At 71.8% G+C, this 23740-nt stretch carries 19 protein-coding genes and 1 tRNA gene; 1 reads left to right on the top strand and 19 read right to left on the bottom strand.

Annotation, left to right across the window (positions count from 1 at the left end; translation table 11 throughout):
- Window positions 1–54 precede the first annotated feature (54 nt).
- The 17 genes from atpB to ACFY2K_RS02830 all read right to left on the bottom strand — a co-directional run bounded on the left by atpB (window position 55) and on the right by ACFY2K_RS02830 (window position 20399).
- Window positions 55–867, bottom strand: coding sequence for a F0F1 ATP synthase subunit A (gene atpB / locus ACFY2K_RS02910; protein ID WP_375892976.1), 813 nt, complete (start codon window positions 865–867; stop codon window positions 55–57).
- A 285-nt stretch (window positions 868–1152) separates the two neighbouring features.
- Window positions 1153–1596 carry a hypothetical protein gene (locus ACFY2K_RS02905; RefSeq protein WP_375892977.1) on the bottom strand — a complete coding sequence of 148 codons (444 nt, stop codon included), beginning with the start codon at window positions 1594–1596 and terminating at the stop codon, window positions 1153–1155.
- 301 nt (window positions 1597–1897) lie between these two features.
- Window positions 1898–3178 (bottom strand): MraY family glycosyltransferase, encoded by a 1281-nt coding sequence (locus ACFY2K_RS02900; protein WP_375892979.1) that lies wholly within the window; start codon window positions 3176–3178, stop codon window positions 1898–1900.
- Window positions 3179–3351: 173 nt separating this feature from the next.
- Complete coding sequence (gene glyA, locus ACFY2K_RS02895; protein WP_380522015.1) at window positions 3352–4632, bottom strand: serine hydroxymethyltransferase; 1281 nt, start codon at window positions 4630–4632, stop codon at window positions 3352–3354.
- A gap of 266 nt (window positions 4633–4898) precedes the next feature.
- Complete coding sequence (locus ACFY2K_RS02890; protein WP_387709448.1) at window positions 4899–5540, bottom strand: protein-tyrosine-phosphatase; 642 nt, start codon at window positions 5538–5540, stop codon at window positions 4899–4901.
- Window positions 5541–5572: 32 nt separating this feature from the next.
- Window positions 5573–6220, bottom strand: coding sequence for an L-threonylcarbamoyladenylate synthase (locus ACFY2K_RS02885; protein WP_375892982.1), 648 nt, complete (start codon window positions 6218–6220; stop codon window positions 5573–5575).
- Window positions 6221–6350: 130 nt separating this feature from the next.
- Window positions 6351–7217 (bottom strand): peptide chain release factor N(5)-glutamine methyltransferase, encoded by an 867-nt coding sequence (gene prmC, locus ACFY2K_RS02880; RefSeq protein ID WP_375892984.1) that lies wholly within the window; start codon window positions 7215–7217, stop codon window positions 6351–6353.
- A gap of 63 nt (window positions 7218–7280) precedes the next feature.
- The gene (gene prfA, locus ACFY2K_RS02875) at window positions 7281–8357 is read right to left on the bottom strand and encodes a peptide chain release factor 1 (RefSeq protein WP_375892986.1); all 1077 of its coding nucleotides are present in this window, start codon (window positions 8355–8357) and stop codon (window positions 7281–7283) included.
- Window positions 8358–8504: 147 nt separating this feature from the next.
- Complete coding sequence (gene rpmE, locus ACFY2K_RS02870; protein WP_327680707.1) at window positions 8505–8726, bottom strand: 50S ribosomal protein L31; 222 nt, start codon at window positions 8724–8726, stop codon at window positions 8505–8507.
- Between the two features lie 193 nt (window positions 8727–8919).
- Complete coding sequence (locus tag ACFY2K_RS02865; RefSeq protein ID WP_380586784.1) at window positions 8920–10068, bottom strand: LCP family protein; 1149 nt, start codon at window positions 10066–10068, stop codon at window positions 8920–8922.
- A gap of 139 nt (window positions 10069–10207) precedes the next feature.
- Window positions 10208–12334 carry a transcription termination factor Rho gene (rho, locus tag ACFY2K_RS02860; RefSeq protein WP_375892990.1) on the bottom strand — a complete coding sequence of 709 codons (2127 nt, stop codon included), beginning with the start codon at window positions 12332–12334 and terminating at the stop codon, window positions 10208–10210.
- A 577-nt stretch (window positions 12335–12911) separates the two neighbouring features.
- Entirely contained in the window at window positions 12912–13850 is a 939-nt protein-coding gene (thrB, locus tag ACFY2K_RS02855) for a homoserine kinase (RefSeq protein WP_375892992.1), read from the bottom strand.
- Between the two features lie 365 nt (window positions 13851–14215).
- The gene (thrC, locus tag ACFY2K_RS02850) at window positions 14216–15313 is read right to left on the bottom strand and encodes a threonine synthase (RefSeq protein WP_375892994.1); all 1098 of its coding nucleotides are present in this window, start codon (window positions 15311–15313) and stop codon (window positions 14216–14218) included.
- Between the two features lie 10 nt (window positions 15314–15323).
- The gene (locus tag ACFY2K_RS02845) at window positions 15324–16616 is read right to left on the bottom strand and encodes a homoserine dehydrogenase (RefSeq protein WP_380522025.1); all 1293 of its coding nucleotides are present in this window, start codon (window positions 16614–16616) and stop codon (window positions 15324–15326) included.
- Between the two features lie 137 nt (window positions 16617–16753).
- A complete protein-coding gene (lysA, locus tag ACFY2K_RS02840) occupies window positions 16754–18145 on the bottom strand; it encodes a diaminopimelate decarboxylase (protein ID WP_375892997.1) in 1392 nt (463 codons plus the stop codon).
- An 88-nt stretch (window positions 18146–18233) separates the two neighbouring features.
- On the bottom strand, window positions 18234–19895 hold the full coding sequence (gene argS / locus ACFY2K_RS02835; RefSeq protein WP_387709326.1) for an arginine--tRNA ligase: 1662 nt from the start codon (window positions 19893–19895) through the stop codon (window positions 18234–18236).
- Between the two features lie 84 nt (window positions 19896–19979).
- Window positions 19980–20399, bottom strand: a complete 420-nt coding sequence (locus tag ACFY2K_RS02830) for a response regulator (protein ID WP_375893040.1) — start codon at window positions 20397–20399, stop codon at window positions 19980–19982.
- 181 nt (window positions 20400–20580) lie between these two features.
- On the opposite strand from ACFY2K_RS02830, the gene ACFY2K_RS02825 reads away from it, so the two are divergent.
- Window positions 20581–20652 (top strand) — tRNA-Arg (locus tag ACFY2K_RS02825).
- A 139-nt stretch (window positions 20653–20791) separates the two neighbouring features.
- On the opposite strand, the gene ACFY2K_RS02820 is transcribed toward ACFY2K_RS02825, so the two are convergent.
- Window positions 20792–21793: a trypsin-like serine peptidase gene (locus ACFY2K_RS02820; protein WP_387709324.1), complete on the bottom strand. Its 1002-nt coding sequence runs from the start codon at window positions 21791–21793 to the stop codon at window positions 20792–20794.
- 259 nt (window positions 21794–22052) lie between these two features.
- Window positions 22053–23672: an MFS transporter gene (locus ACFY2K_RS02815; protein WP_380522030.1), complete on the bottom strand. Its 1620-nt coding sequence runs from the start codon at window positions 23670–23672 to the stop codon at window positions 22053–22055.
- Window positions 23673–23740 lie beyond the last annotated feature (68 nt).

Below are 23740 nucleotides of genomic sequence, written 5' to 3'. Positions count from 1 at the left end.
GGTGGTGGTTGGCCACCGGGCGTTCGGGAGGGGAAGCAGCCGGGGCTGCGAGGCTCAGTGCGCTTCTTCCAGGGCACCGGCGATGTAGCTGCTGGCCAGCATCACGAAGATGTAGGCCTGCAGGAACTGCACCAGCAGCTCGAAGGCGGTGAGGCCGACGGCGACCACGAAGGAGGCCGAGCCGTACAGCGCGCCCAGGGTCGGGCTGAGCAGGTACCAGGAGGCGACGGAGAACATCACGACCAGCAGGTGGCCCGCGAACATGTTCGCGAAGGCTCGGACCGCCAGGGTGAAGGGGCGCACGAAGATGTTCGAGAAGAACTCGATCGGGACCAGGATGAACATGACCCAGCCGGGGATGCCCGACGGCCAGCAGAGGTTCTTCAGACCGCCGACGAAGCCGTGCTTCTTGAAGGTCAGCGTCATGTAGGTGATCCACACGACCGCGGCCAGGCCCGCGGGGAAGGCGATCGACGCCGTCACCGGGAACTGCGCGAACGGGATGATCGACATGATGTTCATCAACCAGACGAAGAAGAACATCGAGACCAGCATCGGAACGTACTTCTCGCCGTTCTTGCCGATCGTCTCCATCACGATGGAGCGCTTGACGAAGTCGTAACCGATCTCGCCGACCAGCTGCAGCTTGCCGGGGACCAGTCGCGGCTTGGCGAAGGCGGCCCAGAAGAACACGACGACCAGCAGCGCGACGATGATCGACAGCAGCATCGGCTTGTTGAAGTCGATGCCGCCGACCGAGAAGATCGGCTTGAACTGGAACTCGTTCAGACCCGGGGCCGGGAAGCCGCAGCCAGCGTCCCCGAAGTGGCAACTGCCTGAGGCGAGGGACGTGAGTTCAGCACTCACCACGGACTCCTTCGTCGTGACGCATGGTTACGGCAACCTCGGTGTGTCGGCGTGGCCTGCGACCACGGAGCGGCACTGGAACTTGATGGGTATCTCGCCGACCCCGCACGACGGCGCGCTGCGCTGCTGCGGGATCATCGAAGACTGCGCGGGTCCGGGGGGCGATCAGTCCGCGATCCGGACAGACCAGGCCTCTTCCCGTACTCCGTTGTTGCGACGGACGATAGCAGCCCGTCAGTGCGGCATAAACACCGCCCCCCTCGTTGGGGGGACAGTCGGGCCTCGTCACTGTTGACGACCCTTGTCGGAGGGCTTGTCACCCTTGCTTTCCGAGGCGTGAGGGTCGACGTAGAACATCTTGGCCTTGAGTGCGCCGCGCACCTGGAAGCCGGTGAAGATCAGCACGCAGCCGATCAGCGTGAACGCGAAGGTCTGCCGGTTGAAGAGGTCGGTGTCCTTGAAGACCGCCAGGACGATGCCGACCAGCAGGATCTGGGTGGTGTACACCAGCAGCGCCGCGGCCATCATGATCTGCGGGTTCGACCTGGTCAGCCGGTCGAGCGCGATCTGGCCGGAGCTGAAGAAGGCCAGGACGAGCAGGGCGCCGAAGAGGGCGCCGAGCAGGCCCTTCCCACCGGCGACGGCGAAGGAGATCGCCATGGCGATGATCCCGGCGACCGCAGTGGGAATCGCGGCGCCTCGGAGGACCCGGGCGTCGGGGGACGGCATGTCGGCAGCTCCGGCGGCATGTCGATGTGGCGGGGGACGGGCACAGATGGTGGCGGGGTGACACCGGACCGAGTGGCCGCCGCCGGACCGCCCGCGGTGAGCGGCGGATCCGTCGAAGGAGACCGACCAGGGACGGAAGTCCTCCACCTGTCAGGTCTTTCGGCGCGTTCTCGGTACTCGTGAACGGTATCACAAACTATTTGATGAGAGCTTTACCATGAATGTGTGGCTCCTGTCACACCGATGGCGCAACGAATCCGCCGTGCGGGTGAGCCCATTTGACGGATCGTCAACTTCGGTGTCACCGGCGGCCGGTGGCCTTGTGGTGGTCGGCGGACGCGGAGGACCCGTGGCCCGCTTCACCCAGAAGTTGCTTGTCCTTCGCCGACAGTTCGGCCATCGGGGCGGACGACGAGCGCCGCCGGTACCGCGGCGGGACGAAGGACTGCACCGCCCGGGGCGCCCGCGGCCGGAACCGCGGCGTCAGCAGGACCACCAGGCCGACCAGGCAGAGCCCGGCGAGGGTCAGCACCACCGTGCGGCCGGTCTTGGTCACCGAGAAGGCGACCGTGCCGAAGGCGATCAGCGCGGCCCAGAAGTACATGATCAGCACGGCCCGGCTGTGCGAGTGCCCGACCTGGAGCAGCCGGTGGTGCAGGTGGCGCTTGTCGGCGGCGAACGGGGACTGGCCGGCCCAGGTGCGGCGCACCACCGCGAGCAGCAGGTCGGCCAGCGGCAGCGCGATGACCGTCAGCGGCAGCAGCAGCGGGATGTAGATCGGCACCAGGGTGTGCACGGTGGCGGTCTGCGAACCGGTCTCGCTGTTGATCAGGTCCGGGTCGACCCGGCCGGTGATCGAGATCGCGGCGACGGCCAGCATCAGGCCGAGCATCATCGAGCCGGAGTCGCCCATGAAGATCCGCGCGGGGTGCATGTTGTGCGCCAGGAAGCCCAGGCACATGCCGATCAGCAGCACGCTGAACAGCACGGCGGGGGCCGCGTCGGAGATCGTGTAGCCGTACCAGAGCCGGTAGCTGTACAGGAAGAAGGCCATCGCGGCGATGCAGACCATGCCGCCCGCCAGGCCGTCCAGCCCGTCGATGAAGTTCACCGCGTTGACCATGACGACGACCAGGGTGACCGAGATGACCATGCCCTGGGTCGGGCTCACCGCGACCGAACCGACGCCGGGCACCGGGAGGCTGATCACCGTGACGCCCTGCCAGACCATCACGCCGGCGGCGATCATCTGGCCGCCCAGCTTGACCAGGGCGTCCACGCCCCACTTGTCGTCCAGCACCCCCAGCAGGAACATGATCCCGGCGCCGGACAGCAGCGCGCGGATGTCACTGCCCCCGTTGAACACCTTGCTCAGGTTGTCCAGCTGGGAGGCGACCAGGATGCCCGCGCACAGTCCGCCGAACATCGCGATGCCGCCGAGCCGCGGAGTGGGCTCGCGGTGCACGTCGCGGGCGCGGACCGGGGGCATCGCGCCCGCCGCGATGGCGAACTTCCGGACCGGACCGGTCAACAGGTAGGTGACGGCGGCGGTGCAGAACAGCACCAGCAGATACTCACGCACCACTGGCCTCCTGCATCACTGTCGAACGGGGAGGTACCGAAGGTACTCCCCTGCCTTCCCGGGGTTCGAGGTGCGTCGCCACGGCACACACCTTATTGAGTCGGACGCCCGGGACGTGCATCGCGGTTCGCTCTCCCGGGTAGGAGATCCGAATACCTGTGGACCCGCGGGCCTCAGACTCCCCCGGCGAAGGCCGCCGCCAGCTCCCGGACCCGCGCCGCGACCGGCCCCGGGGCCTCCCCGGCGAGCAGCCGGGCGATCAGGGCGGCGATCGCGGTCAGCTCCGCCTCCCCCATCCCCTGGCTGGTCACGGTGCCCGTGCCCAGCCTGATCCCGGAGGTGTCGGCGGCCGGCGCCGGGTCGTACGGCAGTGCGCACTTGCCGAGCAGCAACCCGGCCGCCGCGCAGCGCCGTTCGGCCTCCGCGCCGGTCACGCCGAGCGGGCTGACGTCGGCGGTCACCAGGTGGGTGTCGGTACCGCCCGTCAGAGGGCGCATTCCGGCCTCTGCGAGCCCCCTGGCGAGCGCCTGCGCCCCGGACACCGCCCGCTGGGCGTACGCCCGGTAGGCGGGCGTCCCGGCCTCCGCGAGGGCCACCGCCTTGCCGGCCACCTCGTTCATCGCCGCGCCGCCCTGGCTGAACGGGAACACCGCCCGGTCGATCCGCTCGGCCAGCTCCGCGGTGGACAGCAGCAGACCGCCGCGCGGGCCGCGCAGCAGCTTGTGGGTGGCGGCCACCGTGACGTCCGCGTACGGCACCGGGGAGGGCGCCACACCGGCCGCGACCAGGCCGGTGGTCTGCGCGACGGAGGCGATCAGATAGGCGTCCACCTCGTCGGCGATCTCCCGGAAGGCCGCCCAGTCCGGGTGCCGGGGGTGGGAGATCGAGCCCGCCACGACGGCCTTCGGGCGGTGCCGCCGGGCCAGCTCGCGCACCTGGTCGAGGTCGATCAGGCCGTCGTCCGCGCGCACGCCGTAGCCGGTGAACTCGAACCAGCGGCCGGAGAAGTTGGCCCGCGAGCCGCAGCTGAGGTGGCCGCCGTGCTCCAGCGACATCGCCAGCACCCCGTCACCGGGCCGCAGCAGCGCCGCGTAGGCCGCGAGCATCGCCGAAGTCGCCGAGCGGGGCTGGACGTTGGCGTGCGGCGCGGCGAACAGCGCGCGGGCCCGGTCGATCGCCAGCAGCTCCGCGGCGTCCGCCAGCGCGCAGCCGGTGTGGTGCCGGCGGCCGGGGTAGCCCTCGGCGTACTTGTCGATCAGCGGCCCGGTCAGCGCCGCCAGCACGGCGGGCGAGGTGAGGTTCTCCCCCGCCAGCAGCTGGATCGTTTCGGCGCGCCGCTCGGACTCGGCGGCCAGCAGGTCGGCGATCTGCGGATCCGCCCGGTGCAGCGCCTCGGACGCCCACGGGCGCCCCGTCGTCGTGGTCGGGCCGGTCGCGGCATCGGTGACGGTCATGGCAGGGCTCCCGGGCGCGGCAGGGACGGTGCCCCCAGCGTAGGACCGCCGCCCCCGTACGGCCCGCCGAGAAGGGGCCGTTCGGGCCCGCTATCTGGCGCTCGGCTCGCCTCCGGGCCGCTCTCACCCGGTGCCGACGGTCGGCGCTCCAATGCCCCTCTCCCCCAGCCTTCGGCCGGGGGTACCCCCATCTCGGGGCCTCCTCGCTTCTCCCTTTCGGCACCGGCGCGGCCCTTCGGCTCGCTCGCGCGGCTCGCTCGGGCGCGTCAGCGCGGCGCGGGCACGCCCGTCAGCGCGGTGACCACCGGGTCGACCGCGTGGAATATCTCCTCGCCGCAGTTGCGGAACATGCCGATCGGAGCGCCGTACGGGTCGTCCACCTCGTCGGACTCCGGGGTCGCGGCCAGCAGCCAGCCGCGCAGCGCGGCGGCGGCCCGCACCAGGGCGCGGGCCCGCTCGGTGACGTCAACACCGCGGCGCGGGTCGGGCAGGGTGCCCGGGTCGATCGTCCGGACCAGCCGGGTGAACTCCTTCATCGTGAAGGTGCGCAGGCCCGCCTCGTGGCCCATCGAGATCACCTGGGCGCGGTGGTCCAGGGTCGCGGTCAGCACCAGGTCGGCCTCGACCACGTGCTCGTCCAGCAGCTCCCGGCCGGTGAAGCCACCGCTGTCGGCGCCGTACTCGTCGAGCACGGTCGCCGCGTGGTCCTCCATCGGCGCCCCCACGTGGCCCCAGGTGCCGGCGCTCTCCACCAGGATCCGCCCGGCCACCCGGGGACTCAGCCGGGTGTCCAGCTCACGCCGGGTGAGCCGCTCGGCTATCGGCGAGCGGCAGATGTTCCCCGTACAGACGAACAGGATCCGGAAGTGGTCCAGCGGCCTGGGACCCACGCTCAGGTACGGCGCTATGCCGGGCCCGTCATGGAGCGAGGCGGTGGGTGTCAACTTCCGGCCTCCAGGTCGGGGACGACCTCCCTCAGCTGCTCGATGCTGATCGCCCCGGCCCGCAGGAGCACGGGCACCTTGCCGGTCACGTCGACGATGGACGAGGCGGTGGCGTGGTCGGCCCTGCCGCCGTCCAGGTAGACCGAGATCGCGTCGCCCAGCTGGGCCTGCGCCTCGTCACAGGTCGCCGGGGACGGGCCGCCGGTCTTGTTGGCGCTGGAGACCGCGAGCGGGCCCGTGCTGTTCAGCAGCTCGATGGCGACCGGGTGCAACGGCATCCGGACCGCGACGGTGCCGCGGGTCTCGCCGAGGTCCCAGCGCAGCGAGGGCTGGTGCTTGGCGACCAGGGTGAGGCCGCCGGGCCAGAACGCGTCGACCAGTTCCCAGGCCTGCTCGGAGAAGTCGGTGACCAGGCCGTGCAGGGTGGTCGGCGAGCCGACCAGGACGGGCGAGGGCATGTTGCGGCCACGGCCCTTGGCGGCCAGCAGCTCGCCGACGGCCTCCGGGGAGAAGGCGTCCGCACCGACCCCGTACAGGGTGTCGGTGGGCAGCACGACGAGTTCGCCGCGGCGGATGGCCGATGCGGCCTCCCGCAGGCCGGTGGCGCGGTCCCCGGCGTCGGCACAGTCGTAGCGGCGGCTCATCGGTGCGGTCCCCTTCCGGAAAGGCTCATGACGTTCACGGCGAGCTTCACAGCGCGGCCCTGCGGGCGGTCGTGCTGTGCTCGATCGTTCACAACCCGACCCTTCGGGCGGTTGTGCTGTGCTCGATCGTTCACAACCCGACCCTTCGGGCGGTTGTGAAGCGCGGTCGGTTGTTCAGGTCGCGGTGGTCGGCGGTGTCCGTCCACCCGCGTTCCTCGTTGAAGATCCACGGCACCTGGCCGCCCTGCTGGTCGGCGTGCTCGATCACCACCGCGCCGCCCGGGCGCAGCAGCCGGGCGGCCACCCGCTCGATGCCGCGGATGGTGTCCAGGCCGTCCTCGCCGGAGAACAGGGACATCTGCGGGTCGTGGTCGCGGGCCTCCGGCGCGACGTACTCCCACTCGGTGAGCGGGATGTACGGCGGGTTGGAGATCACCAGGTCGAAGCGGCCGTCCCAGGAGCGGTCGTCCTCGAAGGCCTTGGTGGCGTCACCGGCGTGCAGGGTGACCCGGGCGCGGTCCGGGCTGGCCTCGATGTTGCGCCGGGTGTACTCCAGCGCCCCCTCGTCCAGCTCGAAGGCGTGCACGGTCGAGCGCGGCAGCTCCTGGGCCAGGGCGAGCGCGATGGCGCCGGAGCCGGAGCACAGGTCGACCACCAGCGGCTCGGCGACGTCCATGTCGCGCACGGCGTCTATGGCCCACTCGACGACCGTCTCGGTCTCCGGCCGGGGCACGAACACCCCGGGGCCGACCGCCAGTTCGAGGTAGCGGAAGAACGCCCGCCCGGTGATGTGCTGCAGCGGCTCGCGGGCCTCGCGGCGCGAGACCGCCTCCCAGTAGCGGGCGTCGAAGTCGGCGTCCTGCACGGTGTGCAGCTGGCTGCGCTTGACGTTGTGGACGTAGGCGGCGAGTTCCTCCGCGTCGAAGCGCGGCGACGGCACGCCGGCCGCGGCCAACCGCTGGGTGGCCTGGGCCACCTCGGCGAGCAGCAGGTTCATCCGTACGACCTCATGTTTCTGCGCTCCGGCTCCGGTCTTGCGTCGGGCCGGGGCGCGCCGGTCTCAGTTCTCTTGGGCCGCGGCGAGCTTGGCCGCCGCGTCCTTGTCGACACAGGACTGGATCACGGCGTTCAGGTCGCCGTCCAGGACCTGGTCCAGGTTGTACGACTTGAACCCCGTGCGGTGGTCCGAGATGCGGTTCTCCGGGTAGTTGTACGTCCGGATCCGCTCGGAGCGGTCCACCGTGCGGACCTGGCTGCGACGCGCGTCCGAGGCCTCCCGCTCGGCCTCCTCCTGCGCGGCGGCCAGCAGCCGCGAACGCAGGATGCGCATCGCCTGCTCCTTGTTCTGCAGCTGGCTCTTCTCGTTCTGGCAGGACGCCACGATACCGGTCGGCAGGTGGGTGATCCGGACCGCCGAGTCGGTGGTGTTGACCGACTGGCCGCCGGGGCCGGAGGAGCGGTAGACGTCGATCCGCAGGTCGTTCGCGACGATCTCGACCTCGACCTCCTCCGCCTCGGGGGTGACCAGCACGCCCGCCGCGGAGGTGTGGATGCGGCCCTGCGACTCGGTGGCGGGGACGCGCTGCACGCGGTGCACGCCGCCCTCGTACTTCAACCGGGCCCAGACGCCCTGGCCGGGCTCGCTGTTGCCCTTGGTCTTCACGGCGACCGAGACGTCCTTGTAGCCGCCGAGGTCGGACTCGTTGGAGTCGATGATCTCGGTCTTCCAGCCGATCCGCTCGGCGTAGCGCAGGTACATCCGGAGCAGGTCGCCGGCGAACAGCGCGGACTCCTCGCCGCCCTCACCCGCCTTGATCTCCAGGATGACGTCCTTGTCGTCGCTCGGGTCGCGCGGGACGAGCAGCAGCCGCAGTTCCTCGGTCAGCTCGTCGCGGCGCGCCTCGGACTCCTTCACCTCGGAGAGGAACTCCGGCTCCTCGGCGGCGAGTTCGCGCGCGGCCTCGATGTCCTCGCCGGCCTGCTTCCACTGCCGGTAGACCCGGGTGATCGGGGTCAGCTCGGCGTACCGCTTGGCCAGCTTGCGGGCGTTGTTCTGGTCCGCGTGGACGGACGGGTCGGCCAGCCTCGTTTCGAGGTCGGCGTGCTCGACGAGGAGCTCTTCGACTGCCTCGAACATGGGGTGGCCTTCTTCCCGGTGACTCGGATCGTGCGGAGGGCGGAACGGGGCGGAGCTGTGCGGTACGCGCTGGGACGCGAACGGCGCCGGCCCCCAGCGCCCCCGACAACGAGTACGGGGGCACCGGGAACCGGCGCCGAGGGAGCGCTAGGCCTTCGCGCTGTGCTGCTTGCCGAAGCGGGCCTCGAAGCGGGCCACGCGGCCGCCGGTGTCGAGGATCTTCTGCTTGCCGGTGTAGAACGGGTGGCACTGCGAGCAGACCTCGGCGCGGATCACGCCACTGGTCTCGGTCGAGCGGGTGGTGAACTCGGCGCCGCAGGTGCAGGTCACGTTGGTGACCACGTACTCCGGGTGAACGTTGGGCTTCAAGGGGTTCTCCTAGTTTTCGGGAGGGCACCGGGTCGGCGGCTGGAGTGCCGCACGTGAACCGGGACCGACGGACCAGTCTGCCAGGACCGGCCGCATCTTCCCAAACCGGGGCCCGCCGCGGCTTATTCCGGGGGACATTCCGGACGCTTCGCACGGCCTCCCGGAGGGTGGCGCAGGCGCGCGGGCCGGCGGCTCAGCGGACGGCGGAGGCCTTCGCGGTGGGCTGCACGGACGACTTCACGGACGGCTTCACGGACGGCCCGGCGGCGCCCGCCGCCGGGGCCGTGGGGGCCGCCTGGGCGGGGTTCTCCGGCTGGGCCGAGACGACCGCCTGCGGGAGGGGCTGGTCGGCCTTGAGCGCCGCCCAGACGTTCCCGGCCTGCGGCTGCTGCTCGACCACCCGGTTGGGGTCGCTGGGCGCGGTCACCACCGGCAGGGTGACCATGGACAGCTGGTCCGGCCCGATCCCCTTGAGCTCCTGCACCAGCCCGACCAGGGAGTTCACCGAACCGAGCGCGGAGTCGGTGGTGACGCTCTTGGTCATGGTGTCGCCGATCGACCACAGCTTGACCGGGTTGGAGAACAGTCCGATCCCGCCGGCCTGCTGGAGCAGCGACTTGACCATCTGCTTCTGCAGCTCGATCCGGCCGAGGTCGCTGCCGTCGCCGACGCCGTGCCGGGTGCGCACGAAGGCCAGCGCCTGCTGCCCGTCCAGGTGGTGCTCGCCGGCCGGCAGGTCGAGCCCGCTGTCCTTGTCGTGGATGGCCACCGTGGTGGTCACGGTGGCCCCGCCTATCGCGTCCACGACCCGGGCGAAGCCGGCGAAGTCCACCTGGAGGTAGTGGTCCATCCGCAGCCCGGTGAGCTGCTCGGTGGTCTTGACGGCGCAGGTCGCGCCGCCCGCCTCGAAGGCGCTGTTGTACATCGCGCGCTTGGCCGCCGGGACGGCCTTGCCGGCGCCGTCGGTGCACTGCGGGCGGTCGACCAGGGTGTCGCGCGGGATCGAGACGATCGAGGCCCTGGAGTGGTCCTGGTAGACGTGGACCACCATCGCGGTGTCGGACCGGGCGGAGTCGCCGGTGTCCCCGCCGGCCAGGTCGCCGTTCTCGCCGACCCGCGAGTCGGAGCCCAGCACCAGGATGTTGAAGGAGCCGTCGGTGGCGGCCGGAGGTCGCGCCTCGCCGAGGCGGGAGTCGATGTCGACGCTCTTGATGTTGCCGTTGAGCTTCAGGTACGCGTACGCCCCCGCGCCGCCGCCGGCGACGACGAGCGCGGCGACCGCGCAGGCGGACCACCGCAGGACCTTGCGGCGGCGACTCGGGACCCTCTTGTGCTCGGCCATACGGTCCAGAGTAAATCGGACAAGAAGATCAAATAGTCCCAAGCTGTCCCAACTCTGGAACAAAGCGGCCCTGAACGCACGGAACCCCGGACCGCTCGCGCGATCCGGGGTTCCGTGCTGCAGCGGAGTCCGCCTACGGTCAGTCGCCCGAACCGGGGGTGGTCTTGGCGATCTGCATCAGGAACTCGGCGTTGCTCTTGGTCTGCTTCATCTTGTCCAGGAGCAGCTCGATCGCCTGCTGCGAGTCGAGCGCGTGCAGCACCCGGCGCAGCTTCCAGACGATGGCCAGCTCCTCGCTGCCGAGCAGGATCTCCTCCTTGCGGGTGCTGGAGGCGTCCACGTCGACGGCCGGGAAGATGCGCTTGTCCGAGAGCTTCCGGTCGAGCTTGAGCTCCATGTTGCCGGTGCCCTTGAACTCCTCGAAGATCACCTCGTCCATCCGCGAGCCGGTCTCGACCAGCGCGGTGGCCAGGATGGTCAGCGAGCCGCCGTTCTCGATGTTGCGCGCGGCACCGAAGAACTTCTTCGGCGGGTACAGCGCGGTCGAGTCGACACCACCGGACAGGATGCGGCCGGAGGCCGGCGCCGCCAGGTTGTAGGCGCGGCCCAGGCGGGTGATCGAGTCCAGCAGGATGACCACGTCGTGGCCCAGCTCGACCAGGCGCTTGGCGCGCTCGATGGCCAGCTCGGCGACGGTGGTGTGGTCCTCGGCCGGGCGGTCGAAGGTCGAGGAGATGACCTCGCCCTTGACCGACCGCTGCATGTCGGTGACCTCTTCCGGACGCTCGTCGACCAGGACGACCATCAGGTGGCACTCGGGGTTGTTGTGGGTGATCGCGTTGGCGACCGCCTGGAGCACCATGGTCTTGCCGGTCTTCGGCGGCGCGACGATCAGACCGCGCTGGCCCTTGCCGATCGGCGACACCAGGTCGATGATCCGGGTGGTCAGCACGCCCGGGTCGGTCTCCAGGCGCAGCCGCTCCTGCGGGTACAGCGGGGTGAGCTTGTTGAACTCGGGGCGGCCGCGGCCGGTCTCCGGGTCCATGCCGTTGACGGAGTCCAGCCGCACCATGGCGTTGAACTTCTCGCGGCGCTCGCCCTCGCGCGGCTGGCGCACGGCACCGGTGATGGCGTCACCCTTGCGCAGGCCGTTCTTGCGGACCTGGGCGAGCGAGACGTAGACGTCGTTCTGGCCCGGCAGGTAGCCGGAGGTGCGCACGAAGGCGTAGTTGTCGAGGATGTCGAGGATGCCCGCGACCGGGATCAGGACGTCGTCGTCGCCGATCTGCGTGTCGACCGCCGGACCGGCCTCGAAGCCGTCACGGCCGCGACGGCCCCGACGGTCGCGGTAACGGCCCCGACGGCCGCGACGGCCGTCGCCGAACTCGTCGTCGTCGTAGCCGCCCTGCTGGACCTGCGGCTGCTGGGCCTGCTGGCCCTGGCCGCCCTCGCGGCGCTGCTGGCCGTCGCCCTGGGCCTGCTGCTGGCCCTGCTGGCCCTGGCGGTCGGTGCGCTCGCGGCGGTTGCGGCGGTCGCGACGCGACTCGCGGCCGTCGGCGTCCTGCCCGGCCTGGGCCTCGCCGGCGTCCTGACGCTCGGTGCGCTCGGTGCGCTCCGTACGCTCGGTGCGCTCGCCGCCGTCCCGGCGGTCACGGCGCTCGCGGCGGTCGCGACGGGTCTCGCGACCCTCCTCGCGGCCCTCGAAGGCGCGGGTCTCGGCCGGACGGTCGGCCTGCTTGGGCTCGGCCACGGCGACGGTGGCGGCCTCGGCGACGGCCTCCGCGGCCGCGACGGGCGCGGTCGGGGCGCCGGCGGCCGAGGTGGCGCGGCGGCGGGTGCGCTCGGCACGGGCCGGCGCGGCGGTCTCGGCGGCGGCCTGGACCGGGATCTCGATCTGGGCCTGCGGCTCGGCGGCCGGGGCCGCGGCAGCGGCTGCGGCGGCCTTGGTGCGGCGGGCCGGCTTCTCGGCCGGGGCCTCGGCGTCCGCCTTGGCGGCGGTGCGCTTGGCGGCCGGGGCGCCACCGGCGGCGAGCAGCGGGTCCCCGCCGCTCTTCTCCTTGATGGTCTCGATCAGCTGGCTCTTGCGCATGCGTCCGGTACCGGTGATGCCCAGGTCCGCGGCGAGCTTCTGCAGCTCGGCGAGGACCATGCCGTCCAGGCCAGCGGCGGCACTGCGGCGGCGGCGAGCCGGGGCAGCGGGGGCGGCGGTCGCGTCCGACGCTTCGGCGTCCGGGCGCGCGCCCATCAGATCGGTGGAGTCGCTCACTAAGGGTCCTTCCCTGGAGCGGACGTCGGCCTGTCTGGCTCGGCGACCGGTTGTGCTGTCCTGACCAACGCTCGACTGCGTCGGTCCGAGGCGGTGATCCCTCGAATGGCGGGAGCCCGTCGAGGGAGAGCTGCGAGGTGCGGTGCGTGAAGCACGGTGGTGCTGAGGTGGCGCGTGGGCCGGTCGTGTGTCGACCTCCCCAGAGGGCGTTGCGCCCACGCTGCCTGCGAATCCCGGGCCCCCGTCGCGTGACGGTGGCCCGCGCTCCGCCCGTCCTGGCCCCTAGTGGGAGGCCGCGGGTGGGAGTCAGGTGCCGTCACGGCTTCGGGATGCGACCGCTTGTCGCGCAGGCAGGCTGCGTACGCGCTGCGGTGGGCTCCCGGAGAATCGTCGCCCCGGACCTCGCGGCGGTTCCACGGCAGTGGAACGCTGGGATCGGGACGCGGCGCACCTAGCCCCGGAGGGCACCTGGTGCAGCAATGAGGTTAACACTACCGACCCCCTCAGACATTCCCCGACCTCGAGCTTGCCAATCGTGTCCGGACGGCCCGGCTCTGCACCGGGCCGAACCGGCAGCTCAGACGCCCAGTGGGAGCACGGTGGCCCCGGTGCGGTCGACGTCGAGCCGGTGCGCGGCGAACGCCGGGTCGCCGCCGTGGCCGTGGTGCCCGGCGAAGGAGAGCACCTTGTCGACGCCCGCCTCGTCGGTGAGCGCCAGCACGGTCGGGCCGGCCCCGGAGATGACCGCGGGGACGCCCTCCGCGCGCAGCGCGCCGACCAGCGCGGCGCTGTCCGGCATGGCGGAGGAGCGGTAGTCCTGGTGCAGCCGGTCCTCGGTGGCGGCGAGGAGCAGTTCGGGGCGCCTGGTCAGGGCCTCCACCAGCAGGCCGGAGCGGCCCGCGTTGACGGCGGCGTCGGCCAGCGGGACGGTCTTGGGCAGCAGGCCGCGGGCGGTCTCGGTGAGCACCTCGCCGGCCGGCACGAACACCACCGGGACGACCTGCGCGGAGGGCTCCAGGGCGACCGCCTTGGCCGACTCCTCGTCGGTCCAGGCGATGGTGAAGTTGCCGCGCAGGCAGGCCGCGACGTTGTCCGGGTGGCCCTCCAGCTCGGAGGCGAGGGCCAGCAGCGCGTCGTCGTCCAGCGCGGACGGGCCGCCGATGGTGACGGCGCGGGCGGCCACGATCCCGGCGCAGATGGCGGCCGAGGAGGAGCCCAGGCCACGGCCGTGCGGTATCCGGTTGGCACAGACCACTTCGAGGCCGCGCGGCTGGCCGCCGAGCCGGTCGAAGGCGGCCCGCATCGAGCGGACCAGCAGGTGGCGCTCGTCCCGCGGCAGCGTCTGCGCGCCCTCGCCGGCGATGTCGACGGAGAGGCCGGAGTCGGAGACCCGGACGACGACGTCGTCGTACAGGCCCAGCGCGAGCCCGAAGGCATCGAAGCCCGGGCCGAGGTTGGCGCTGGTCGCGGGAACCCGGACCCGGACGGCGGCGGCACGGAACGCAGGACCGGCCATGCGGTGGACTCTCCTGGGGAAATCGGGCGGCGCGGAGCGCGTCGTCGGTGCGAGGTGGGGAAAGGGCCGCGGCCTCTCGGGCCTGGCGGTCGCTGTCGTCGGCGCGGCCCGTACCAGGACGGGCCCGGGGCATGTGCCACACGGCCGGTCCCAGAGTATCGAAGAGAGGTTCCCCAGTGGTACACCCCGTGGGCCTTCGATCTGGTGTGTTGCCGGTTCTGGCCGGAATGCGCACCCCCCGCGGTCAGGGAGTGGGGTGGAATCGGATCGGAATGCGCAGCGGAATTGACACAAAAGTGTCACCGGAGAACTGTGACGGGCCGACCCCCGAAAGGGTCGGCCCGTCGAACTGTCAGGCCCCGCCGTCAGTCCAGCAGTCCGAGCCGCTGGGCCGCGGCCTCCGGGTCGACCGGGACGACCTGCGGCTGCGGCGCGCCGGCCACCGCCCAGTCCGGGTCCTTGAGGCCGTTGCCGGTCACCGTGCAGACGATCCGCTGGCCCGGGTCGACCAGGCCGGCCTCCGCCTTGGCCAGCAGGCCGGCCACCGAGGCGGCCGAGGCGGGCTCCACGAAGACGCCCTCCTGCGCGGCCAACAGCCGGTAGGCGGCGAGGATCTGACGATCCGTCACCTTGTCGATGAGGCCGCCGGACTCGTCCCGCGCGGCGAGCGCGAAGTCCCAGGAGGCCGGGTTGCCGATCCGGATCGCGGTGGCGATGGTCTGCGGCTTGAGGACGGGCGCGCCGTCCACGATCGGGGCCGAGCCGGCGGCCTGGAAGCCCCACATCCGCGGGGTGCGGGCGGCCATCCCGTCGGCGGCGTACTCCCGGTAGCCCTTCCAGTAGGCGGTGATGTTGCCCGCGTTGCCGACCGGCAGGACGTGGATGTCCGGGGCGTCGCCGAGCATGTCGACGATCTCGAAGGCCGCCGTCTTCTGGCCCTCGATCCGCACCGGGTTCACCGAGTTGACCAGCGCCACCGGGTACTTCTCGGACAGTTCGCGGGCGAGCGTCAGGCAGTCGTCGAAGTTCCCGTCGACCTGGAGGATCTTGGCGCCGTGCACCAGCGCCTGGCCCATCTTGCCCAGGGCGATCTTGCCCTGCGGGACGAGCACGGCGGAGACCATCCCGGCCCGCACCGCGTAGGCGGCGGCGGAGGCCGAGGTGTTGCCGGTGGAGGCGCAGATGACGGCCTGGGCACCCTCCTCCTTGGCCTTGGAGATGGCCATCGTCATCCCGCGGTCCTTGAAGGAACCGGTCGGGTTGGCGCCCTCGACCTTGAGGTAGACCTCGCAGCCGGTGCGCTCGGAGAGCACCTGGGCCGGTACCAGGGGCGTGCCGCCCTCCAGCAGGGTGACCACCGGGGTGGCCGCGGTGACCGGCAGGCGGTCCCGGTACTCCTCGATCAGGCCGCGCCACTGGTGGGTGTGCGCGCCTCGGACGACGTTCTCGGCAACGGCGTTCATGGCTGGTTCCTTATTCCCCTTCGACCCGCATGATGCTGGCCACGTCCCGCACGCTGTCCAGCGCGCGGAGCTTGTCGACCGTCGCCGACAGCGCGGCGTCGGTGGCACGGTGGGTGACCACGACGAGCGAGGCGTCGCCGTCGCGGCCCTGCTGGCGCACGGTGTCGATGGAGACGCCGTGCTCGGCGAAGACGGACGCGACCTGGGCGAGCACGCCCGCCCGGTCGTCCACGTCCAGGCTGACGTGGTAGCGGGTGACCACCTCGTCCATCGGCTTGGCGGGCAGCTGCGTGTACACGGAGTCACCGGGACCGGTGGACCCGGCCAGCTTGTTGCGGCAGACCGCGACCAGGTCGCCGAGCACCGCGGAGGCGGTCGGCGAGCCGCCCGCGCCCGGGCCGTAGAACATCAGCCGGCCGGCCGCCTCGGCCTCGACGAACACCGCGTTGTACGCCTCGCGGACGGACGCCAGCGGGTGCGAGAGCGGGATCATCGCCGGGTGGACCCGCGCGGTGACGGACGCGCCGTCGGCGGCCCGCTCGCAGATCGCCAGCAGCTTGACCACGCAGCCCATCGCCTTGGCGGAGGCGATGTCGGCGGCGGTCACCTCGGTGATGCCCTCGCGGTAGACGTCCGCTGCGGTGACCTCGGTGTGGAACGCGATCCCGGCCAGGATGGCGGCCTTGGCGGCGGCGTCGAAGCCCTCGACGTCGGCCGTCGGGTCCGCCTCGGCGTAGCCGAGCGCGGTGGCCTCCTCCAGCGCCTCCGAGTAGCCGGCGCCGGTGGTGTCCATCTTGTCGAGGATGAAGTTGGTGGTGCCGTTGACGATGCCCAGCACCCGGTTGACCTTGTCCCCCGCGAGGGACTCGCGCAGCGGGCGCAGCAGCGGGATCGCGCCCGCCACCGCGGCCTCGTAGTACAGGTCCACGCCGGCCGCGGCGGCCGCCGCGTGCAGCTCGGTGCCGTCCTTGGCGAGCAGCGCCTTGTTGGCGCTGACCACCGAGGCGCCCTTCGCGAAGGCGGACAGGATCAGCGATTTGGACGGCTCGATGCCGCCCACCACCTCGACCACGACGTCGATGTCGCCGCGGCCCACCAGGGCCTCGGCGTCGGTGGTGATCAGGTGCTCGGGCACCCCGGGGCGCACCCGGCCGGCCCGGCGGACCGCGATCCCGGCGAGCTCGACCGGGGCACCGATGCGAGCGGCGAGGTCGTCGGCCGTCGTCGTCATGATGCGCGCCACCTCGGAGCCCACCACACCACAACCCAGCAACGCCACCTTCAGCGGGCGCGTACGCATCATCCGACTCCGCTCTGCATTCTTCGTGCTTCGGTATTTCCGGCGGTTTTCAGGGGCCGCCGGTCACTTCGGTCCGTACCAGTCTCGGGGACTTTCCGCACGGATCTACGGTCGTTCCATGATCTGAGACGAGAATTTCGTCATCCGATATCCAGGCGCAGGAGATCCTCCTCCGTCTCGCGCCGGACGATCACCCGGGCCGCGCCGTCCTTGACGGCGAGCACCGGAGGCCTGAGGGCGTGGTTGTAGTTGCTCGCCATCGAGCGGCAGTAGGCGCCGGTGGCGGGCACCGCGATCAGGTCGCCCGCGGCCAGGTCGGACGGCAGGAAGGCGTCCCGGACGACGATGTCGCCGGACTCGCAGTGCTTTCCGACCACCCGCACCAGCATCGGCTCGGCGTCGCTGGTGCGCGACACCAGCGCCACCGAGTACTCGGCGTCGTACAGCGCGGTGCGGATGTTGTCGGACATCCCGCCGTCCACGCTGACGTAGGTGCGCAGGCCCTCCAGCGGCTTGACCGTGCCGACCTCGTACAGCGTGAACGCCGTCGGGCCGACGATCGCCCGGCCCGGCTCCACGCTCAGCCGGGGGGCGTTCAGGTCGGCGGCGGCGCACTCCCGGCGGACGATCTCGGCCAGCGCGGCGGCGATCTCGGCCGGCTCGCGCGGGTCGTCCTCGCTGGTGTAGGCGATGCCCAGGCCGCCGCCCAGGTCGATCTCGGGCAGCTCGACGCCGTGCTCGTCGCGGATCCCGGCCAGCAGGCCGACCACCCGGCGGGCGGCGACCTCGAAGCCCGCCATGTCGAAGATCTGCGAGCCGATGTGCGAGTGGATGCCGCGCAGCTCCAGGCTGTCGTGGCCGAGCACCCGGCGCACCGCCTCGGCGGCCGCTCCCCCGGTGAGGGACAGGCCGAACTTCTGGTCCTCGTGTGCCGTGGCGATGAACTCGTGGGTGTGCGCCTCGACGCCGACGGTGATCCGGATCAGCACCTGCTGGCGCACGCCCTGGCGGGCGGCGATCGCGGCCAGCCGCTCGATCTCCTCGTAGGAGTCGACCACGATGTGCCCGACGCCGGTCTTCACGGCGTGCTCCAGCTCGTCCACCGACTTGTTGTTGCCGTGCAGCGCGATCCGCTCCGCCGGCATCCCGGCGGCCAGCGCCACCGCCAACTCCCCGGCGCTGCACACGTCGAGGTTGAGGCCCTCCTCGTGCAGCCAGCGCACGACCGCCTTGGAGAGGAAGGCCTTGCCGGCGTAGTAGACGTCCGCGTCGGCGCCGAAGGCGTCCCGCCAGGCGCGGGCCCGGCTGCGGAAGTCCTCCTCGTCCAGCACGTAGGCCGGGGTGCCGAACTCGGCCGCCAGCCGCTTGACGTCGATCCCGCCGACGGTGGCCACGCCCTCGGCGTCGCGGGCGACGGTGCGCGACCAGACCTTGGGGTCGAGCGCGTTCAGATCGGCCGGCGGGGCCTGGTAGTGGCCCTCGGGCAGGACATCACCGTGACGGGGGCCTGCGGGGTGTGCGGAGCGACTCATGTCCAAAGTCCTTCGAGACCTATGGCGAGGGGCGGCGACGGTCCTCGTTGACCGTCAGCCGCCCCCGCTGTGCGCTTGGGGGTGGTGCTTACATCCGCTCGGGCGCCGTCACGCCCAGGAGCGTGAGGCCGTTGGCGAGCACGGTGCGCGTCGCCTCGACCAGCCAGAGGCGGGCCCGGTGCGTGTCGTTGAGCTCCTCGTCGCCCTTGGGCAGGAACATGCAGTTCTCGTACAGGCGGTGGTACTTGCCCGCGAGCTTCTCCAGGTAGACGGCGACGCGGTGCGGCTCGCGCAGCTCGCCGGCCGTGGCCAGCACGCGCGGGAACTCGGCGAGGTGGCCGAGCACGTCGGACTCCCACTCGGTGGCGAGCAGCTCGGGTTTGAACTGCTCGGCCGCGCCCTTGTCCACGCCCAGCTCGGCCGCCTTGCGGGCGACACCGCACATCCGGGTGTGGGCGTACTGGACGTAGTAGACCGGGTTCTCGTTGGTCTGGCTGGTCAGGATGTTGATGTCGAGCGTGATCGTCGAGTCCGTGGAGGAGCGCGCCAGGGTGTAGCGGGCGGCGTCGACGCCGATCCAGTCGACCACGTCGTCGATCGTGATGATGTTGCCGGCCCGCTTGGACATGCGGACCTCTTCGCCGTCGCGAAGCATCTTCACGAACTGGCCGATCTTCACCTCGATGTTGTGGTTCATGTCGTCGCCCGCGCAGGCCGCGATGGCCTTGAGGCGGTTGACGTAGCCGTGGTGGTCGGCGCCCAGCATGTAGAGCGCGACCTCGGCGCCGCGGTCCCGCTTGGACAGGTAGTACGCGGCGTCGGCGGCGAAGTAGGTCTTGTCGCCGTCGGCCTTGATCAGGACGCGGTCCTTGTCGTCACCGAAGTCGGTGGTGCGCAGGAAGACCGCGCCGTCCTGGTCGAAGACGTGGCCCTGCTCGCGCAGCCGCTCGATGGCCTTCTCGACGGCGCCCGAGTCGTGCAGCGTCTTCTCCGAGAACCACACGTCGAAGTGGGTGCCGAACTCGTCCATCGAGCGCTTGATCTCGGCGACCATGAGCTTGAGGCCCTCGGTGCGGAAGACCTCCAGCTGCTCGGCCTCGGGCAGGTCGAGCACGCCCGGGACCGCGTCGGTGAGCGCCTTGGCGATGTCGACGATGTACTCGCCGACGTAGCCGCCCTCGGGCACCTCGCGGCCGTTCGCGGCGGCCTGGAGCGAGGCGGCGAACTTGCTGATCTGCACGCCGGCGTCGTTGAGGTAGTACTCGGTGGTGACGTCGGCGCCGGAGGCCCGCAGCACGCGCGCCAGCGAGTCGCCGACGGCCGCCCAGCGGACGCCGCCGATGTGGATCGGGCCGGTCGGGTTGGCGGAGACGAACTCCAGGTTGATCTTGAGGCCCTTGAGGGCCTCGTTGCGGCCGTAGGCCTCGCCCGCCTCGACGACGGTGCGGGCGAGCGCACCGGCGGTGGCGGTGTCCAGGGTGATGTTCAGGAAGCCCGGACCGGCGATGTCGACCTTGGCGACGCCGGTGATCCCTCGCAGGCGCTCGGCCAGGGCCTCGGCAACGGCTCGCGGCGGCTTGCCGGCCGCCTTGGCGAGCTGGAGGGCCACGTTCGTCGCGTAGTCGCCGTGGTCCCGGTTCTTGGGCCGCTCGACCGTCACGTGCTCGGGCACGGCGACGGCCAGCTCGCCCGCCTCGACGGCGGAGCTCACTGCGGCCTGGATTGCCTGGGAAAGGTCTGCGGGGGTCACGACGCCAAGCGTAGGCGAGACGGGGTACCCGCCCGCCACCCGGTTTGCCGGTTGAGACGCCGCGGGACGGCGCCCCCTGGGGTGTCAGCCGCGATCCGCACGCCCTGTTCGCTCAGGGCGAAACCCGGCGGGCCGTTCCGCGGCCGGCATCAGGCGCCGGACCAGGGCCACCAGGTCGGCGGGGTCGAAGGGCTTGCCGAGGTAGCCGTCCACCCCGACCGCCTCCCCCAGATCGAGGTCCGCCGGGGTGCAGGCGCTCACGATCGCGATCGGCAGCCCGCTGGTGTCCGGGGTCGCGCGCAGCCGGGCCGCCGTCCGCAGGCCGTCCAGCCGAGGCATCACCACGTCCAGCGTCACCACGTCGGGCTTCACCCGGCGGACGACCTCCAGGCACTCGGCGCCGTCGGCGGCGGTCACCACCTCGAAGCCCTCGAGCTCCAGGTTGACCCTGATCAGCTGGCGGATCACCTCGCTGTCGTCCACCACGAGGACCCGCCCGGACACGACTGACACCTCACCGAGGGTATCGGCGGCCCCGCCGCCCCGTCCGGCCTTTGGACACTTCCGCCCGCCGGGCGGCCGCCCGGCGCCCCGACGATCTTTCCGGAAACCCGTGCACGGACCCTGCTGGAAGCCTGGTAGTGTTCATCCCGTCGGAACGCGCGAGTGACCGACAGGCCAACCGGCCCCCGTAGCTCAGGGGATAGAGCACCGCCCTCCGGAGGCGGGTGCGTAGGTTCGAATCCTACCGGGGGCACTTCGCAGGAAGTGCAATCGAGGCCCAGATCAGTGGAGTTGATCCACGGATCTGGGCCTTCGTCATGTCCGGGCGCGGACGCCCGGGACGGGGTGCCGACGGGCCCGGGCCCCGGGGGGAGGGGCCCGGACCCGTCGGGTCAGGGGGCGCTGCCCTCGACCTGGGTGTACAGGGTCGCGATGGTGTGGTCGAAGTAGGCGCTGTACGAGGTGTCGTCGCTGTCGCCGCCCTGCTGGTAGCCGCCGATCGCGCCGACCACGTCCCCGGTCGCGGTGTTGATCCAGGGGCCGCCGCTGGTGCCGGACGGGTACGCCGGGCAGTCGATCACCCGCTGGTAGGCGCTCTGCTGGGCGGTGGTGTTGGTGCAGAGGCTGGGCGTCTCGGCGCCGGCCGGGTAGCCGTAGAGGCGGACGGTCGCGCCGAAGGACTCGTCGGTGCCGAGCTTGTTGCCGCCGACCACGTCCTCGACGTTGCGGCCGTTGCTGGGGGCGGTCTCCAGGATCGCGAAGTCCTCGTCCACGTCGCCGTTCTGGGACCAGCCGCTCGCCGTGTGGACCGCCGTCACCTGCCAGGTGCCGTACGGCGCGGAGCCGTCCCGGTAGCCGGGGGCGAAGGTCACCCCGCCGGGACTGCTGACGCAGTGCGCGGCGGTCAGCAGCAGGTTGCCGGTGGCGCTGTGCAGCACGCTGGCGGTGCAGAAGTGGTTGCCGGGCCCGACCGGGCCGCTGAACAGCGCGCCGACGGTGGAGGACTCCCGGTCGTCGGCGGGGGCGGCGGCGGTCCTGCCGAGCGCGGCGCTGCGCACGTCGGGTGCGGCGGACGTGGTCGGGGCGGGGGCCGTCGGGGTGTCCGTGGCGGTCGGCGTCCCGGTGGGCATCGGGGTGTCCGTCGGGGTCGGGGTCGCGCTCGGGGTGGTGTCCGCGGCCGGGCCGGGCGAGGCCGGCGCCGCGGTGGCGGTGGCCGGCTCCGGGACGACGGCCCGGGTGCTGCGGGCCACCTTCCCGGCGGCCGTCGCGTCGGACAGGCTGAACCCGTGCGTCCCGGCCAGCACGGCGGCCACCACGAGGGCCGCCAGCGCGGTGAACAGCGAGGGGGCGAGCAGACGGTGACGGCGCGACCTCTCGCGGCTGTGCTGGCCCATTCCTGACTCCCCTGCCCTGGTCGGTGGCGCCTCGTTCGGTCAATGACTATGGCGCCCCAGCCTGGAAGCCTCGTTACCGTCGGCTTGGAGCTCGATGAGAAAAGCGCCCACCGGAGCAGGAGCGTAACCGGAACGGGCCCTGCGATGAAGGCGGTGGACGTCGAAGGGCGGTGGACGTCGCGGTACGGCGGCGCCCCCTCGCTCCCCCGGCGGTGGCCGGGGAACGAGGGGGCGCGGGGGTTGCGGTGCGCCGCCGCGGTCAGTCGGCCGGTGGCCGGTCGGACCCCGCCTCCGCGCGGACCTCCGCCGCCGGCTTCACGTTGGCCTTCACGTCGGCCATCGCCGCGGCGCGCGGGCTCGGCCGGCCGTCCACGGCAGCCGGTGCGGCGGCCGCCGCCTCCACGCCGCCCGGGACGGCGGTCGCCTCGGCGGGCGCCGGCCGGTGGTCGATCATCAGGAAGGCGACCAGGGCGGCCAGCAGCAGCACGCCCATCGCGACCCAGGTCGCGACCACGTAGCCGTGCACCGCACCCTGGGCCCGCACCAGCGGATCGCTCGTGATCCGGGTGGCCAGGTACGTCGCGGTGGCGCTGGCGGCGATCGTGTTCAGCAGCGCCGTGCCGAGCGAACCGCCCACCTGCTGGGCCGAGTTGATGGTGGCCGAGGCCGCACCGGCCTCGTGCGGGGCGACCCCGAGGGTGGCCAGGCTCATCGCCGGCATGAACACCAGGCCCATGCCGAAGCCGATCAGCAGCACCGAGGGCAGCACCATGGCGGCCCACGGGCTGTCCACCTTCATCTGGGTCAGCCAGGCCATGCCGCCCGCGGCCAGCAGCAGCCCGGGGGTGATCAGGTTCCGGGACGGCACCCGGGTCATCAGCCGGGCCGCGACGCCGGTCGAGCTCAGGATGATGGCCGCCGTCATGGGCAGGAAGGAGACGCCCGAGACCACCGGCGAGAAGTGCTTGATGGCCTGCATGTAGTAGGTCAGGAACAGGAACAGGCCGAACATGCCGACCATGGCCAGGCCCACCGAGAGGGCGCCGCCGCCGCGGTTGCGCTCGGCCACGATGTGGATCGGCAGCAGCGGGTGCGCGGAGCGCTTCTCGACCAGGACGAACACCCCGAGCAGCGCCACGCCCAGCAGCAGCGAGCCGATCACCAGACCGTCGCTCCAGCCCCGGGTGACGGCCTCGGAGGTGCCGAACACGATGGCCAGCAGGCCGCCGCAGCCGAGCAGCGCCCCGGGCAGGTCCAGCTTGATCCGGCGGCCCTTCTCGACGTGGTCGCGGTGGAGCACCCGGAAGGCCGCGAAGGCGGTCACCACGGCGATCGGGGTGTTCACGAACAGGCACCAGCGCCAGTCCAGGTACTCGGTGAGCAGCCCGCCGGCGATGAAGCCGATCGCGGCGCCGCCACCGGCGATCGCGCCGAAGATGCCGAAGGCCGTACTGCGTTCCTTCGGATCGGAGAAGGTGGTGGAGAGCAGGCCCAGCGCGGACGGGGCGAGCAGGGCGCCGAACGCGCCCTGGAGGGCGCGGGCGCCGAACAGCATCGCCGGGTCGACCGCCGCGCCGCCGAGGGCGGAGGCGAGGGCGAAGCCCAGCAGGCCGACGATGAACACGCGCTTGCGGCCGAAGAGGTCGCCCAGCCGGCCGCCGAGCAGCAGCAGGCCGCCGAAGGCGAGGGTGTAGGCGGTGATCACCCATTGCCGGTTCGCGTCGGTGATGCCCAGGTCCCGTTGGGCCGACGGCAGCGCGATGTTCACGATGGTGATGTCGAGGACGATCATGAGCTGGGCGATGGCGATGACCGTCAGCGCCCACCAGCGGCGACTGTCGGCGGTCCCATGACCGATGGCGGCGGGTTGAGCAGACACTGGTCGAGCCTTCCGGAGGGGGTACGGAGAGGTCACGCAGTCGCCTTCCAGCCAAACGCCGACCTCGG

The sequence above is a fragment of the Kitasatospora sp. NPDC001309 genome, assembly GCF_042896295.1.
GTDB lineage: Bacteria > Actinomycetota > Actinomycetes > Streptomycetales > Streptomycetaceae > Kitasatospora.
This window is presented reverse-complemented; position numbering and strand designations above follow the sequence as displayed.